The organism is Streptomyces violens (genome assembly GCF_000717745.1).
Lineage (GTDB): Bacteria > Actinomycetota > Actinomycetes > Streptomycetales > Streptomycetaceae > Streptomyces > Streptomyces violens.
In genome coordinates, this window is the sequence record NZ_JOBH01000003.1 from 167,725 (window position 1) to 181,563 (window position 13,839).

At 72.1% G+C, this 13,839-nt stretch carries 13 protein-coding genes; 9 read left to right on the forward strand and 4 right to left on the reverse strand.

Features of this window, described 5'->3' with window-relative positions; translation table 11 throughout:
* The first annotated feature begins 451 nt into the window (after nucleotides 1–451).
* Nucleotides 452–2,758, forward strand: coding sequence for a glycosyltransferase (locus tag IF04_RS0107340; protein WP_037958605.1), 2,307 nt, complete (start codon nucleotides 452–454; stop codon nucleotides 2,756–2,758).
* Complete coding sequence (locus tag IF04_RS0107345) at nucleotides 2,755–3,969, forward strand: acyltransferase family protein (RefSeq protein ID WP_051830897.1); 1,215 nt, start codon at nucleotides 2,755–2,757, stop codon at nucleotides 3,967–3,969. Before IF04_RS0107340 ends, IF04_RS0107345 begins: the two co-directional genes overlap by 4 nt.
* A 13-nt stretch (nucleotides 3,970–3,982) precedes the next feature.
* Here IF04_RS0107345 and IF04_RS38600 read toward each other — a convergent pair whose 3' ends face one another.
* Nucleotides 3,983–4,153, reverse strand: coding sequence for a DUF6126 family protein (locus IF04_RS38600; RefSeq protein WP_157847610.1), 171 nt, complete (start codon nucleotides 4,151–4,153; stop codon nucleotides 3,983–3,985).
* Nucleotides 4,154–4,182: 29 nt separating this feature from the next.
* Complete coding sequence (locus tag IF04_RS0107355) at nucleotides 4,183–4,809, reverse strand: helix-turn-helix domain-containing protein (RefSeq protein WP_030252637.1); 627 nt, start codon at nucleotides 4,807–4,809, stop codon at nucleotides 4,183–4,185.
* A 160-nt stretch (nucleotides 4,810–4,969) separates the two neighbouring features.
* Here IF04_RS0107355 and IF04_RS0107360 point away from each other — a divergent pair, with 160 nt between their 5' ends.
* Together IF04_RS0107360 and IF04_RS0107365 are read left to right on the forward strand one after the other, a co-directional pair.
* Complete coding sequence (locus IF04_RS0107360; protein ID WP_030252639.1) at nucleotides 4,970–5,446, forward strand: guanyl-specific ribonuclease; 477 nt, start codon at nucleotides 4,970–4,972, stop codon at nucleotides 5,444–5,446.
* A gap of 298 nt (nucleotides 5,447–5,744) precedes the next feature.
* The gene (locus IF04_RS0107365) at nucleotides 5,745–6,416 is read left to right on the forward strand and encodes a bifunctional 4-hydroxy-2-oxoglutarate aldolase/2-dehydro-3-deoxy-phosphogluconate aldolase (RefSeq protein WP_030252642.1); all 672 of its coding nucleotides are present in this window, start codon (nucleotides 5,745–5,747) and stop codon (nucleotides 6,414–6,416) included.
* A 56-nt stretch (nucleotides 6,417–6,472) separates the two neighbouring features.
* On the opposite strand, the gene IF04_RS0107370 is transcribed toward IF04_RS0107365, so the two are convergent.
* Entirely contained in the window at nucleotides 6,473–7,198 is a 726-nt protein-coding gene (locus IF04_RS0107370) for an IclR family transcriptional regulator (RefSeq protein WP_030252645.1), read from the reverse strand.
* Between the two features lie 171 nt (nucleotides 7,199–7,369).
* Here IF04_RS0107370 and IF04_RS0107375 point away from each other — a divergent pair, with 171 nt between their 5' ends.
* The 3 genes from IF04_RS0107375 to dmpG are packed head-to-tail and all read left to right on the forward strand — an operon-like array spanning nucleotide 7,370 to nucleotide 10,202.
* Nucleotides 7,370–8,209, forward strand: a complete 840-nt coding sequence (locus IF04_RS0107375) for a 2-keto-4-pentenoate hydratase (protein WP_030252647.1) — start codon at nucleotides 7,370–7,372, stop codon at nucleotides 8,207–8,209.
* Nucleotides 8,206–9,174 carry an acetaldehyde dehydrogenase (acetylating) gene (locus IF04_RS0107380; RefSeq protein ID WP_030252649.1) on the forward strand — a complete coding sequence of 323 codons (969 nt, stop codon included), beginning with the start codon at nucleotides 8,206–8,208 and terminating at the stop codon, nucleotides 9,172–9,174. The genes IF04_RS0107375 and IF04_RS0107380 overlap by 4 nt, the downstream gene beginning before the upstream one ends.
* Nucleotides 9,171–10,202, forward strand: a complete 1,032-nt coding sequence (dmpG, locus tag IF04_RS0107385) for a 4-hydroxy-2-oxovalerate aldolase (RefSeq protein WP_030252652.1) — start codon at nucleotides 9,171–9,173, stop codon at nucleotides 10,200–10,202. The genes IF04_RS0107380 and dmpG overlap by 4 nt, the downstream gene beginning before the upstream one ends.
* 47 nt (nucleotides 10,203–10,249) lie before the next feature.
* Here the strand turns inward: dmpG and IF04_RS0107390 are convergent, their stop codons facing one another.
* The gene (locus IF04_RS0107390; protein WP_030252655.1) at nucleotides 10,250–11,452 is read right to left on the reverse strand and encodes a macrolide family glycosyltransferase; all 1,203 of its coding nucleotides are present in this window, start codon (nucleotides 11,450–11,452) and stop codon (nucleotides 10,250–10,252) included.
* 215 nt (nucleotides 11,453–11,667) lie between these two features.
* On the opposite strand from IF04_RS0107390, the gene IF04_RS0107395 reads away from it, so the two are divergent.
* Entirely contained in the window at nucleotides 11,668–12,864 is a 1,197-nt protein-coding gene (locus tag IF04_RS0107395; RefSeq protein WP_030252657.1) for a cytochrome P450 family protein, read from the forward strand.
* An 89-nt stretch (nucleotides 12,865–12,953) separates the two neighbouring features.
* On the forward strand, nucleotides 12,954–13,838 hold the full coding sequence (locus IF04_RS0107400) for a transporter substrate-binding domain-containing protein (protein WP_030252660.1): 885 nt from the start codon (nucleotides 12,954–12,956) through the stop codon (nucleotides 13,836–13,838).
* The last annotated feature ends 1 nt before the right edge of the window (nucleotide 13,839 follow it).

Below are 13,839 nucleotides of genomic sequence, written 5' to 3' on the forward strand. Positions count from 1 at the left end.
GGCAACGGCGGGGCGGTGCCCCGCGTGGTCCCCTCCAGTGTGGCGACACAGCGGCTGCTCGGGGCCTTAATCATTGCGTTACGTATCCGTAGGTGTGGTGTCACAGTGACCGGTGAGGCTAGTGAAGCCGACGCCCGCCCCCCACATGACGGACGTCGGTGACCACATATTCCGGTCCTCCCCCACAATCCGATCAGGATGGGACCACACAGATGCGCAATCCGCTGGAATCCCCTTCCCGCGCCGGTGCCTGCTGCGCCGGCCCGCGTGCGTCCCGCCGAAGAACCGGCCACTCCGGCTGACAGCTCACCCCTGTACGGGCCCGGAGCCGCCCACGTCGCGGCCCGGCCCGGTTCTTCGCGCGCCCTCACGCAAGGAAGGAACCCCCACGGTGCTGATATCGCACCCAGAGAATCAAGCCCAACTACCTCCCAATTCCCGTTCTGCGACAGTGAGTTCGCCGCCGCCCAAGGAAGGGGCCGGGCGGGTCCTCGCCGTCGGTATGCCGGGGCCCCGGCTCGACCGGCTCACGCACACGCTCCGTGCCACGGGTCATGACGTACGGCAGGTCACGCCCGGGCTGGTGAGCACGCAGGTCCGGCAGGCCACGCCGGACGCAGTGGTCGCCCTGAACGACGGCCGGGACGGGCGGGAGGTGATTCGCGAGGTCCGGGCCGCGCCCGCCGGACGCGCGCTGCCGCTTGTCATGGTCACCTCCGGACCCGGCTCCGCCGAGGTCGCCGACCTGCTGCGGCACGGCGCCGACGACTGCGTCCCCGACGCCTCCGACCCGGTCGAACTCGCCGCCCGTATCGAGGCGAAGCTGCACCGCGTCCCCGTACCGGTCGAGCAGCTGCTGCTGGATCCGCGTACCGGGCTCTACTCCCACCGGCACTTCCTGGACGAGCTGGAGCGGGAGTTCCAGCGGCCGGGAACGGGGCGCCGCTCCGGCGTTCAAGGTGTCATGGCCATGGTCGCCGTAGCCGAAATGGGCGCGCTGGAGCACCGGTTGGGCCCGCGCGTCCGGCGTGAGGTCGCCGAGCGGCTGGCCGGCGTCGCCGAACGGCTCGGCAGCACCTGCGACCGCTTCGGCTGGGACGACGACGGGCACCTGCTGATGCTGCTGCCCGGCATCGACGAGGAGACCGCCCGGCGCGGCCTGGAGAAGTTCGCGCACGCGGTCGCCTCCACCCGCTTCGTCGTCGCCGACGAGAACGTCCGGCTCACCCCGGCCACCGGCCTCGTCCCGCTCGCCGACTGCACCGGGCCCGCGCAGGCCGTCGAGAAGGCGCTCGCGGCGGTCGCGCAGTCCACCAGCCACCGCGACCTGCGCCCGGTGGCGTACGCGCCCTGGATGCGCGCCTCGCACCGCGGCCGCAACCCCTTCGGCGCAGCGCTCCGCGCCCGCCTGACGTCCCTCTCCTCGCTGGTCGTGCTGCCCCTCGGGGTGGGCCTGCCGTTCGTGGTCTACCAGCAGGCGTACGGCTGGGGCTGGGACGTGGGCTCGGTGATGTACTGGGTCGTCGTGGCCGGACTGCTCATCTCGGCCGCGCTGATCGTCATCGAGTGCCTGTTCTCGCTGGACGCGCCGCGCCGTCCGGAAGGGCCCGCGCAGCCGTACCCGCCCGCCAGCGCGATCATCGCCGCGTACCTCCCGAACGAGGCGGCGACCATCGTCGACACCGTGGAGTCCTTTCTCCGCCTGGACTACCCGAACGACTTCGAGGTCGTACTCGCGTACAACACACCGCATCCGCTGCCCATCGAGGACACGCTCCGCGAGATGGCGGCGCGCGATCCGCGGCTGGTCCTGATGCCGGTCGCGGGCAGTACCTCCAAGGCGCAGAACGTCAACGCGGCGGTGACCCGGGTGCGCGGTGAGATCGTCGGGATCTTCGACGCGGACCACCACCCGGCCCCGGGCGCCTTCCAGCACGCCTGGCACTGGCTCTCGCACGGCTACGACGTGGTCCAGGGGCACTGTGTGGTGCGGAACGGTGACAGTTCGTGGGTCGCCAGGCTCGTCGCCGTGGAGTTCGAGGCGATCTACGCCGTCAGTCATCCGGGGCGCACCCGGCTCTACGGCTTCGGCGTCTTCGGCGGCTCCAACGGCTTCTGGCGCACGGACCTGCTCGCCCGCACCCGTATGCACGGCTCGATGCTCACCGAGGACATCGACTCCACGATGCGCGCGCTCGGAGAGGGCGCGCGGTTCACCGTCGACCGCACCCTCATCTCCCGCGAGCTGTCCCCGACCATGCTCAAGCCGCTGTGGAACCAGCGCTCGCGATGGGCCCAGGGCTGGCTCCAGGTCTCGCTCAAACACCTGTGGCGCAGCCTGCGTTCACCGAACTTCACACCCCGTCAGAAGGCCGGGCTGCTCGTCCTGTTGGGCTGGCGCGAGGTGCAGCCCTGGCTGACGCTCCAGATGTGGCCCATCCTGATGTACTCGGTGTGGAAGGCCGGCGGCCCGGACAAGCTGGACTGGACCGTGCCGGTCTGCCTGCTCGCGATGGTCTTCACACTGTCGGCGGGCCTCGTGCAGGCGGCCTTCGCCTGGCGGCTCGCCGTGCCCGAACTGCGCCGCCGCCGCGGCTGGTTCTGGAGCTACGCACTCCTTTCGACGTTCTTCTACACGCACTTCAAGAACACGCTCGCGCGGCAGGCGTGCATGAAGGAGGCGCTGGGGGACCGGCGTTGGCGGGTCACCCCGCGCGCGGCGGCCCCGGCAGCGGTGGCGGCGGGGGAGCGCCCATGACGGCGACGCCCCTGTCCGGCGCGCGCAGCGAGGAGTCGGCGGCTGTCCGCAACAAGGCGGAGGAAATCCAGGGCTTCCGCGGTATCGCCGCGCTGAGCACGGTGATCTTCCACGTCTGGCAGCAGTACCACGTGTACGACGCGGCCGGCTCGCACCCGCCCGTGGACAGCCCCTACCTCGCCGCACTGCTCTCCCTCGAAGTCATCGACTTCTTCTTCGTGGTCTCCGCGTACCTGCTCACGCTCTCGTACGCGCGCGCCGCCATCGACGGCGGTTCGACCCGCCCGGGGCGGCTGTTCCTGTTCCGGCGGGCGGTACGCATCGTGCCGCTGTACTTCATCGCGGTACTGGTCGTCTGGTCGATCCGCAACCCCGAACTGGGCGGCAACTGGCAGGACTTGGTGGAGCACCTCACCTTCACCCACGTCTTCGACCAGCGGCAGATCTTCTACACGCTCGGGCCCGCCTGGTCGCTGTCGCTGGAAGTGGTGTTCTACCTCGCGCTCGTCGCACTGGGGCCGCTGGCCGTGCGCGCCTGCCGCCCGCTGCGCCGCCGCGGCGCGCGCGTCGCCGTGTGTGCCGCGGGCTGCCTGCTGCTGTTCGTACTGCCGGTGGTGTGGGTCGCCGTCGCCCGCTACGGGTACGGCGTGCCGCACACCGACTGGACGGTGTACTTCGGCCCGCAGGCCCGCTTCAGCGGCTTCGCGGCCGGCATGGGCCTGGCCGTGCTCGTGGTCGCCCTCCGCGGGCGGGGACGGCTGCCGGGCGGGGCGGCGGCCGCGCTCTCGGCGGCGGCCGTGGCGGCGGTGTACTGGCTGTCCTTGGACTCGCGGCCGGAGAACCTCGCCTTCACCTTCTACCACCCGCTCGCCGCGCTGGCATGGGCGGCGCTCATGCTCGGCGTCGTGCACGCCGGCGGCCGGGTCCGCTGGCACCGCCTGCTGCGGGCCCGCTGGCTCACCTACCTGGGCCTGGTCAGCTACAGCCTCTTCATCTGGCACGAGCCGGTCATGCTGCAGCTCTACCAGTGGGGCCTGCTGCCGGGCCGCCCGGCGGGCTTCTGGTGGGCGGTGGCGGTCGTACTGCTGGTGGCGGTGCCGGTCGCGGTGGCCAGTTACTGGGTCATCGAGTACCCGTCGAGTCTGCTGTACCGGCTCAGGGACGGGCGCGGCCGGCGGCGCGACTTCTATGCGGGGGTGGTGACCCGGTAGCCGCGGGGCGGACTCAGGGGGCGGACTTCAGCATGACCACGATGAAGCTGAGGAACGCCAGGAGGACGTGCGAGCCGACAACATAGAGGGCGACCCGTACGGACAGTCCGAGCGGTGCCCGGTCCTCGATGTCATTCTTACGGGCTCCGGCGGACGCCGGCGGGGGCGCGGGCTGCTCGGACACGGTGCTGGTCCTTTCCACGACGGGCGGCTTCACAGGCCGCGGCGGGTGCCGCCGCCCAGGCACAGTTCGGCGGCGCCGCTCTGCATGAGGGTGTGGACGAAGAGGATCTCGGTGCCGCTGCCGGCGGCGTCGGCGATGCGGTGCGGGGTCAGCGAGTCAAAGTGCGCCGCGTCGCCCGGGTCCAGGAGCTGCACCGTCTCGCCGAGCGTCAGCCGCAGCCGGCCCTTGAGCACGTACAGCCACTCCTCGCCGGGGTGCACCCGCACCAGCCCGGCCTGGCCGTCGTGCGGCGGGACGAACACCCGCAGCGCCTGCATGGCCCGCCCGGGACCGCCCATCGGCCAGTACGTCCAGCCGCCCGCCTCCGAGGGCTCGGCGTCGCTGCCGCGGAACACCGGCTGGAGCTCCGGCGCGGTCTCGCCGAGCAGGTCGGATACCGTGGTGACGTACGTCCGTGCCAGGGAGAGCAGCATCGGCAGCGAGGGCTGGCGGCGCCCGGTCTCCAGGCGCGAGAGGTGCGCGGGCGACAGACCGACCCGCCGGGCCGCGGTCTCCAGCGTGAGCCCCGCGCGACGCCGCAGGTCACGCAGGCGGGGGGCGACGACGGGCAGCTCTTCGGCGGCACCGTCGGGCCCGTTGTCCAGGGGTTCGGTCATGTCTCTGGTATAGCCAGGTCCGGCCTGAGGGGCAAAAGTTTTACCTCTGAGGCAAAAGCGGTCACGGAACCCCACGCATCTTTCCCCTCCTGTGAACTCCCGGGAAATTTCCGGCACTTGGATTGACAGGTCCATGTCTACGCGCGTCATGCTGTACGCCATGAGAATCCCCCCACGGATCACCCGGATCGGCGCCCTCGGCGCCCTCGCCTCGGCCCTGTTCCTCGCGGGCCCCACCGCCGTCGCCACCACGCCCGCGGCCACCCCGGCAGCGGTGGCCTACGCGGCTCCCGTACACGCAGCGCCCGTACACGCGGCGCCCGTGTACGCAGCTCCTGTGCAGGCCGCCGCCGTCGGCGACATCTGCTACTCGAAGCTGCCCGGCGAGGCCCACGAGACCCTGGGCCTCATCGACAAGGGCGGCCCCTACCCCTATCCGCAGGACGGCGGCGTCTTCTCCAACCGGGAGGGCATCCTGCCGCAGCAGCCCAGCGGCTACTACCACGAGTACACCGTCGAGACCCCCGGCTCCCCGGACCGCGGCGCCCGCCGCATCGTCACCGGCGAGCAGACCGACGAGGACTACTACACCGCCGACCACTACGAGTCCTTCGACCTGGTGGACCGCGGCTGCTGAGCAGCCCGGGACCAGCGCGGCGGCCGGGGCGGTGCCCCGGCCGCCGCCGTGTTTTTCCCCGGCGTACCGGGCCCCGCGGGCGCCGCCCGGGAACCAAGTCGCACCCCCCGCTGAGGGATTGTCAGCGGTTGGCGGTAGCGTTTCGGTGGAAACAGCGACCGGGCGGGCATCGGCGGCAAAGCGGCCTCAAGGCGGCGACCTGCGGCGGAGCCCGACCACCGGCGCATCGGAACAGTTCCCGGGGGGCACGGCGGCGACGCCGTGTGCGGGAGTGACCATGAAAGGGCGGCGAGCTGTCGTGTACCGCTGGGAGATCACCCGGGCCGCACTGGCTCAGCGCGTTTTCGCCATCGTCCGCAGCGAGACGTACGACGAGGCCAGCGCCACTGCCGACACGCTGCTGTCGGCCGGTATCACCAGCCTGGAGATCTCGCTGACCACACCGTTCGCGCTGGAGGCGGTCACCACGCTCACCCGCGAGCTGGGCGACGACGCGATCATAGGCGCGGGCACGGTCCTGGACGCGGCCTCCGCACGGATGGCCGTGGACGCGGGCGCCCGCTTCCTGGTCTCTCCCCATCTGGACGCCGAGGTGATCGCCACGGGCCATCGGTACGGCCTCCCGGTCTTCGCCGGCGTCGCCACGCCCACCGAAATGGTGCGCGCGCTGGAGCTGGGCGCCGACGCGCTGAAGCTCTTCCCGGCCTCCGGATACGGCCCCGGCTGGCTCAAGGACGTCCGGGCGGCGCTGCCGCAGGCGCCGCTGCTGCCGACGGGCGGCGTGACCACCGAGAGCGCCCCGGAGTGGATCGCCGCGGGTGCGGTCGCGGTCGGCATGGGCTCCGCGCTCTCCGCCGGCGACCGCGACACGGTCACCAAGCGCGCCGCGGCCCTCCTCCCGCTCCTCGCCGCTGCCGCCCCGCCGGCCAAGACCCCGGGGCTCGGCGCGCTGGACCTGTACGACGCCTGAGCGGTACGGACGTACCGCTTCCCGGCCTCCCGCCCGCCCGCTCGGATCGCCCCGCCTCAGATCCCCCCGCGCAGCATCCGTGACAGCCCCAGGGCCGCCGTGCGGACGGCCGGGGCGAGCTGGGCCGGGCGGAAGCGGGCGCGGGGGACGGCGACGGAGAGCGCGGCCACGGCGTCGCCGCCCGCGAAGACCGGCGCCGCGATGCAGCTCACCCCGAGCACGGCCTCCTGCTCCTCGTAGGCCAGCCCGGACACCTGGGTGTTCTCCAGCGCCATCCGCAGCCGCGCCGGGTCGGTGAGCGAGTGCGGCGTCAGGCACGGCAGTGGCCGCGCCAGTACCTCCTCGGTCAGCTCGGTGCCGCAGAACGCCAGCAGCGCCTTGCCCACGCCGGTACAGCTCAGCGGCAGGCTGTGGCCGATGTGCGAGGGCAGCTGGAGCGCGTCATGGCCGTGGATGCGCTCCAGGTAGACCACCTCCATCCCCTCGCGCACGCCGAGGTGCACGGTCTCGCGGGTGGCCTCGAAGAGGTCCTGGAGGAACGGCAGCGCCGCCTCGCGCAGATCCCGCCGCCGCGGCACCAGTGAGCCCAGCTCGAAGAGCCGGCCGCCGAGCCGGTAGCGGGCGTCGTCCGTGCGCTCCAGCCAGCCCAGCCGTACGAGGTCCGCGGCGAGCCGGTGGACGGTCGGCTTGGGCAGGCCCGTGCGCCGCGCCAGTTCCGCCAGCCGGTACGGACCGCCGGTCGGGCGGAAGGACTCCACGATCAGGGCGGCCTTGTCGAGCATGCTCGACCCGGTTTCGTTGGCTGTGTCGTTCCGTGTCACGGAACAAACATTGTCCCGTCCACGGCGCCACGTCTATACCGGAGCAGCACGCCCTTCCCTTCGGGCGCTCGCCCGGCCGCCCCCCAAGCGCCGCTCACACGCCGCCTCTTCTTGCCGATCAGGAGACGCTCCATGCCGACCCCACCCGAGCCCGTCCGCGCGGACGGCGCGCCGCCCGTCGTCGTCAAGGCCGCCGACATCCTGGCGGAGGCCGCCCGTACCGGTGTGCCCTGTGCCCCCGTACGCGGCCTGCTGCCCGAAGGCGACCTGGACACCGCGTACGCCGTCCAGCGGCTCACCATCGAGCGCGAACTCGCCGCCGGCGGCCGGATCGTCGGCCGCAAGACCGGCCTCACCTCACCCGCGGTACAGGCCCAGCTCGGCGTGGACCGCCCGGACTTCGGCGCCCTGCTCGCCGCGATGGCGGTGCCCGAGGGCGAGCCGGTGGCGGCCGGACGGCTGCTGCAGCCCAAGGTGGAGGCGGAGGTCGCGCTCGTCCTGGGCGCCGACCTGCCGCACCGGGACTGCACCGTCGCGGACGTGCTGCGCGCGACGGACTTCGCGCTGGCCGCGCTGGAGATCGTCGACAGCCGGGTGGCCGGCTGGGACATCTCGATCGTCGACACCGTCGCCGACAACGCCTCTTCCGGCCTCTACGTACTCGGCAGCGCCCCCGTGCCGGTGACGCGGCTGGACCTGCGCGCGGTACGGATGACCATGACCCGCAACGGCGCGCAGGTCTCCACGGGCACCGGCGCCGACTGCCTGGGCAGCCCGCTCAACGCCGCCGCCTGGCTGGCCTCCGCGCTCGCCGCGACGGGCGACCCGCTGCGGGCCGGCGATGTCGTACTGACCGGCGCGCTCGGCCCGATGGCGGCCGCGACGCCGGGTGACGTGTTCGAGGCGCACATTTCAGGGCTGGGCTCGGTGACGACCCGGTTCGCGGCGGAGACGGAAGGAGACCAGCGATGAGCGAGCACGCCCCCGACACGCGCACCAAGATCGCGATCATCGGCTCCGGCAACATCGGCACCGACCTGATGATCAAGGTACTGCGGCTCTCCGAGAGCCTGGAGGTCGTCGCGCTGGCCGGCATCGACCCCGACTCCGACGGCCTCGCCCGGGCCCGCCGGCTGAAGATCGCCACTACCCACGAAGGCGTCGAAGGGCTGGTGAAGCTCCCCGAATTCGAGGACGTGACGATCGTCTTCGACGCCACCTCCGCCGGGGCGCACCGCCACCACGACGAGGTGCTGCGCGCCCTCGGCCGTACGGTGATCGACCTGACCCCGGCGGCGCTCGGCCCGTACGTCGTGCCGCCGGTCAACCTCGACGCGCATCTGGACGCGCCCAACGTCAACATGGTCACCTGCGGCGGCCAGGCCACCATCCCGGTCGTCGCCGCGGTCTCGGCCGTCACGCCCGTCCACTACGGCGAGATCGTCGCCTCGATCTCCTCGCGCTCGGCGGGGCCCGGTACCCGCGCGAACATCGACGAGTTCACCGAGACCACCGCCGCCGCCATCGAGCGGGTCGGCGGCGCGGCGCGCGGCAAGGCGGTGATCGTCCTCAACCCCGCCGAACCGCCGCTGATCATGCGGGACACCGTGCACTGCCTGGTGTCGGACGGCGACCGCGAGGCTCTCGCCGCGGCCGTCGCGGAGATGGTCGCGCGGGTCCGGGCGTATGTCCCCGGCTACCGGCTCAAGCAGGAAGTGCAGTTCGAGAAGGTCGTCGCGGGCGACCCGCTGCACGCGCTGCTGCCCGCGGCGGCCGCATCCGGCGACGCCCTGAAGGTCTCCGTCTTCCTCGAAGTGGAGGGCGCGGCGCACTACCTCCCGGCCTACGCCGGGAACCTCGACATCATGACCTCGGCCGCGCTGCGCACCGCTGAGCGCATCGCCGCACACCGCACCAGCGAGGTGGCAGCACGATGACCGCGAACGGGACCGGCACCCCTGCCCTGTACGTCCAGGACGTCACCCTCCGGGACGGCATGCACGCCATCCGGCACCGCTACACCGTCGACCAGGCCCGCGCCATCGCCGCAGCGCTGGACGCGGCCGGCGTCGGCGCCATCGAAATCGCCCACGGCGACGGCCTGTCGGGCTCCAGCATCACCTACGGCGTCGGCGCGCACACCGACTGGGAGTGGATCGAGGCGGTCACCGACGCGGCGAAGACCGCCGTACCGACCACCCTCCTGCTCCCCGGCATCGGCACCGTCCGCGACCTCAAGCAGGCGCACGCGCTCGGCATCCGCTCCGTACGCATCGCGACCCACTGCACCGAGGCCGATGTCTCCGCGCAGCACATCGCGGTCGCCCGCGAACTGGGCATGGACGTGGCCGGCTTCCTGATGATGTCCCACATGGCGGAGCCCGCCGAACTGGCCCGCCAGGCCAAGCTGATGGAGTCCTACGGCGCGCAGTGCGTGTACGTCACCGACTCCGGCGGCCGGCTGACCATGGACGGCGTACGCGACCGCTTCCGCGCCTACCGCGACGTCCTCGACCCGGACACCGGACTCGGCATCCACGCCCACCACAACCTCGCGCTCGGCGTCGCCAACACCGTCGTCGCCGTGGAGCACGGTGCCACTCGCGTCGACGCCTCGCTGGCCGGCCAGGGCGCGGGTGCGGGGAACTGCCCGCTGGAGGCGTTCGTGGCCGTCGCGGACCTGATGGGCTGGGAGCACGGCTGCGACCTCTTCCCGCTGATGGACGCGGCCGACGACCTCGTACGCCCGCTCCAGGACCGCGAGGTGCGGGTGGACCGCGAGACCCTGAGCCTGGGGTACGCGGGGGTCTACTCCAGCTTCCTGCGGCACGCCGAGGCGGCCGCCGACCGGTACGGCCTGGACACCCGCACCATCCTCGTCGAGGTGGGCCGCCGGGGCCTGGTCGGCGGCCAGGAGGACATGATCACGGACGTGGCATTGGACATGGTGGCGGCGCGGGGCTGAGCCGCACGCGGGGGCCGGCGCCCGTACGGATGCCGGCCCCCGTACGGTCAGGACAACAGCGACTCCGCCACGTCGGCCGCCCGCGCCGTGCCGCCCTCCGCGCGGAGTTCGGCGCGCAGCGCGGCCGATCGCCGGGCCACCTCCGGGTCGGAGGTCAGCGCCAGCAGCGCGCCCCGCAGCGCCTCGGCGGTGGCGTCCGCGGTGTCGATCCGCCGGGCCACGCCCAGCGACACCAACTGGTCGGCGTTGCCGAACTGGTCGGCGGCCTGCGGCACCGCGATCATCGGCACGCCCGTGTACAGCCCCTCACTGGAGCCGCCCATCCCGGCGTGCGTGACGAACGCGTCGGCCTGCTCGAGAATCGCCAGCTGCGGAACCCAGGAATGCACTTCGACGTTCGACGGAATGGAGCCCAGCTCCGCCGGATCGGTGTGCTTCCCGATCTGCAGCACGACGTGCCACCCCGGGAGCTCCCCGAAGGCCGCCAGGCAGCGCCGGTAGAACTCCGGCAGCCGGGTGTAGGCCGAGCCCAGTGAGACCAGCAGGACGCGCTCGGCGCCGGCCGGGCGGGTCCAGTCGCCCTGGTCGCTCCGGTCGCCGAGGCAGGGCCCGACGAAGGTCACGGCTTCGGTGTCCACCTTGTCGGCGTGCGGCTGCATGGCCCGCGGAATCGTCGCCACCGCCCGCGCGGGGCGGCCGGAGAAGGCGCCCGGCTCCAGCGTCGTGGCCCCGTTGCCGGCCAGCCACTCGGCGAACTTCGCGAAGTACGCGTCGGCCCCGGGGAGTGCCCGGATCTGCGCGTCGATGTCGTCCTCGCCCGTGCCGCTCCACCCCACGTACGTCGGCGAGATCTGGAGCGTGGGCCGCCCCTGCGACTCGGCGAGCGCACGGCCCGCGTACCCGCCGATGTCGTACAGGTACAGGTCGGCCGGGTCGTCGTCGTACAGCTCGTGCAGCTGCGGCAGCATCTGGACGGCGTCGTCGAGGAAGACGGTCATCCCCTCGACCGGGCCCTCGGGCCAGGTGCTGCCGGTCACCGGCGGAAGGGTGGAGCGGTACGGGCGCAGTTCGGCGCCGGTCGAGGTGACCAGGTCGCCCAGGAACGGGTCGTTGGCATACGTGACGCGGTGGCCCCGGGCCACCAGCTCCCGGATGATCTCGATACCGGGGAGGGTGTGGCTGATGACGGGATTGCCGATCATCGCGATGTGGGCGCGGCGCGGCGACGCACCGGAGCTACGGGAAGCCATGGAGGATCACTCACTTCAGGTCTACGGAGGACAGGACACGGTGGCCCGGCGCCTGGCACCTGATGGTGCGGCGCGGGCGGGCGGCGCGGCGGGCGGAGCCGCCGCCGGGGCCGTGTCAGCCGTAGATCTGGTAGTGATGCATGGCCTCAACGTAACCTCATGTGCCGGACGTGACCAACCGATTTTCCGAGACCCAGTGGCCAGGGGGAGCGCACGTGACGGACATCGTGGAACTCACCGCCTTAGCACCGGACTTCACCAGCGACCCGTATCCGCACTACGCCGCGCTGCACGCCCGCGGCCCCGTGCACCGGGTGCGGCTGTCCGACGGCCAGGAGGTCTGGCTGATCGTCGGCCACGACGAGTCCAGGGCCGCGCTCGTCGACCCCCGGCTGAAGAAGGACTGGTCCGACCACCCGCAGTGGCAGCCGCCGGAAGGCACCGGCCAGCTCCTCGCCAACATGCTGCAGAGCGACCCGCCCCGCCACACCCGGCTGCGGAAGCTGGTCACCAGGGCCTTCACCGCCCGCGCCATGGAGGCGCTGCGCCCCGCCGTCCAGCAGATCACCGACGGCCTGATCGACACCATGCTCGCGAAGGCGACGGACGGCCGCGCCGACCTCGTCGAAGCGCTCGCCTACCCGCTGCCCATGACGGTGATCTGCGAGCTGCTGGGCGTGCCGGACCTCGACCGCGAGCGGTTCCGTCGCTGGTCGGACGCGTTCGTCACCGCCAACGGGCCGTCCGGCAGGGACGGCACGCAAGCCGAGTTCGCGCGCTATCTCGAACAGCTCATCCAGGACAAGCGGCGCTCCCCGGGCCCGGACCTGTTCAGTACCCTCATCCGCACCACCGACGAGGACGGCGACCGCCTCTCCGGCGACGAACTGGTGGGCATGGCCTTCCTCCTGCTCGTCGCCGGCCACGAAACCACTGTGGGCCTGATCGCCAACGGCACCCTCGCCCTGCTGCGTCATCCGGACCAGCTCGCCGCGCTGCGTGCGGACTGGGGGCTGCTGGACAACGCCGTCGAGGAGATGCTGCGGTACGACGGGCCGGTGGAGACCAGCACCTGGCGGTACGCGGCGGAGCCGGTGGAGATCGGCGGCACGGTGCTGCCGGCCGGGGACACCGTGATCGTGGCGCTGGCCTCGGCCGCCCGCGATGCCGGCCGGTTCTCGGACGCCGACCGCTTCGACATCACCCGCGACACCCGCGGCCATCTCGCCTTCGGGCACGGCATCCACTACTGCCTGGGCGCCCCGCTGGCCCGCATGGAGGGCCGTATCGCCGTCCGCGCACTCCTGGAGCGCTGCCCGGACCTCGCCCTGGACGCCGACCCCGCCGCACTGACCTGGCGCCCCGGCATCCTCATGCGCGGCCCTGTCCGGCTTCCGGTGCGCGTGCGCTGAAAGCCGGGCCCGGCTTAAGCTCTTGATCTTGCCTGGCCCATGCTGGTCCGTGCACTTGCCCGGAGCCCCCGCCGCGTACAGGAGTCGCCATGAAGCGTGCCGTCACGCTGTCCGCCCTCGCCTGCCTTCTCGCCGCCACCGCCGCAGCGCCCACCGCGTTCGCCGGGGACGGCAAGCCCGAGGCGTCCGCCACGCCGGAGGCGTCCGGCACGGCAGACGCCAAGGCCACCAAGACCGCCAAGAAGAAGATCGTCCACAAGCTCGCGCCCAGCCTCCTGGACACCGTGCCGCGCCGCGGCACCCTGCGGGTGTGCACCACCGGCGACTACCGCCCCTTCACCTCCTGGGACCGGAAGACCGAGAAGTACAGCGGCGTGGACATCGAGATGGCCCGGGACCTGGCGAAGAGCCTGGACGCCAAGGCCACCTTCGTGCCCACCACCTGGGCGAGCCTGGTCGCCGACCTCGACGGCGGGCGCTGCGACATAGCCGTCGGCGGCGTCTCCATCACTCTGCCCCGCGCCCGCAAGCTCGCCTTCAGCGAGCCGACCCGCACGGACGGCAAGACGCCGATCGTGCGCTGCGAGGACAAGGACAAGTACCGCACGCTGGAGGACATCGACAAGCCGGAGACGACCGTCGTCGTCAACCCCGGCGGCACGAACGAGGAGTTCGCCAGGGCGAACATCAAGCAGGCGAAGATCAAGGTCCACAACGACAACAACACGATCTTCGACGAGATCGTCGCGGGCCGCGCCGACGTGATGATGACGGACGCCAGCGAGACCCTCTACCAGGCCAAGCTCCACCCCGAGCTCTGCTCCGTCCACCCCGACGAGCCCTTCACCTTCGCGGAGAAGGCATACGCGCTGCCGCGCAAGGACTTCCAGTTCAAGGAGTACGTCGACCAGTTCGTGCATCTGGCGAAGCACGACGGCACGTACGAGAAGTACGAGGATGAATGGATGAAGTGAC

Coding starts and splice junctions, on each gene's coding strand:
- IF04_RS0107380 (WP_030252649.1), top strand. CDS start 8,206: ATGAGCGAGCACGCCCCCGACACGCGCACCAAGATCGCGATCATCGGC.
- IF04_RS0107345 (WP_051830897.1), top strand. CDS start 2,755: ATGACGGCGACGCCCCTGTCCGGCGCGCGCAGCGAGGAGTCGGCGGCT.
- IF04_RS0107375 (WP_030252647.1), top strand. CDS start 7,370: ATGCCGACCCCACCCGAGCCCGTCCGCGCGGACGGCGCGCCGCCCGTC.
- dmpG (WP_030252652.1), top strand. CDS start 9,171: ATGACCGCGAACGGGACCGGCACCCCTGCCCTGTACGTCCAGGACGTC.
- IF04_RS0107360 (WP_030252639.1), top strand. CDS start 4,970: ATGAGAATCCCCCCACGGATCACCCGGATCGGCGCCCTCGGCGCCCTC.
- IF04_RS0107355 (WP_030252637.1), bottom strand. CDS start 4,809: ATGACCGAACCCCTGGACAACGGGCCCGACGGTGCCGCCGAAGAGCTG.
- IF04_RS0107390 (WP_030252655.1), bottom strand. CDS start 11,452: ATGGCTTCCCGTAGCTCCGGTGCGTCGCCGCGCCGCGCCCACATCGCG.
- IF04_RS0107370 (WP_030252645.1), bottom strand. CDS start 7,198: ATGCTCGACAAGGCCGCCCTGATCGTGGAGTCCTTCCGCCCGACCGGC.
- IF04_RS0107400 (WP_030252660.1), top strand. CDS start 12,954: ATGAAGCGTGCCGTCACGCTGTCCGCCCTCGCCTGCCTTCTCGCCGCC.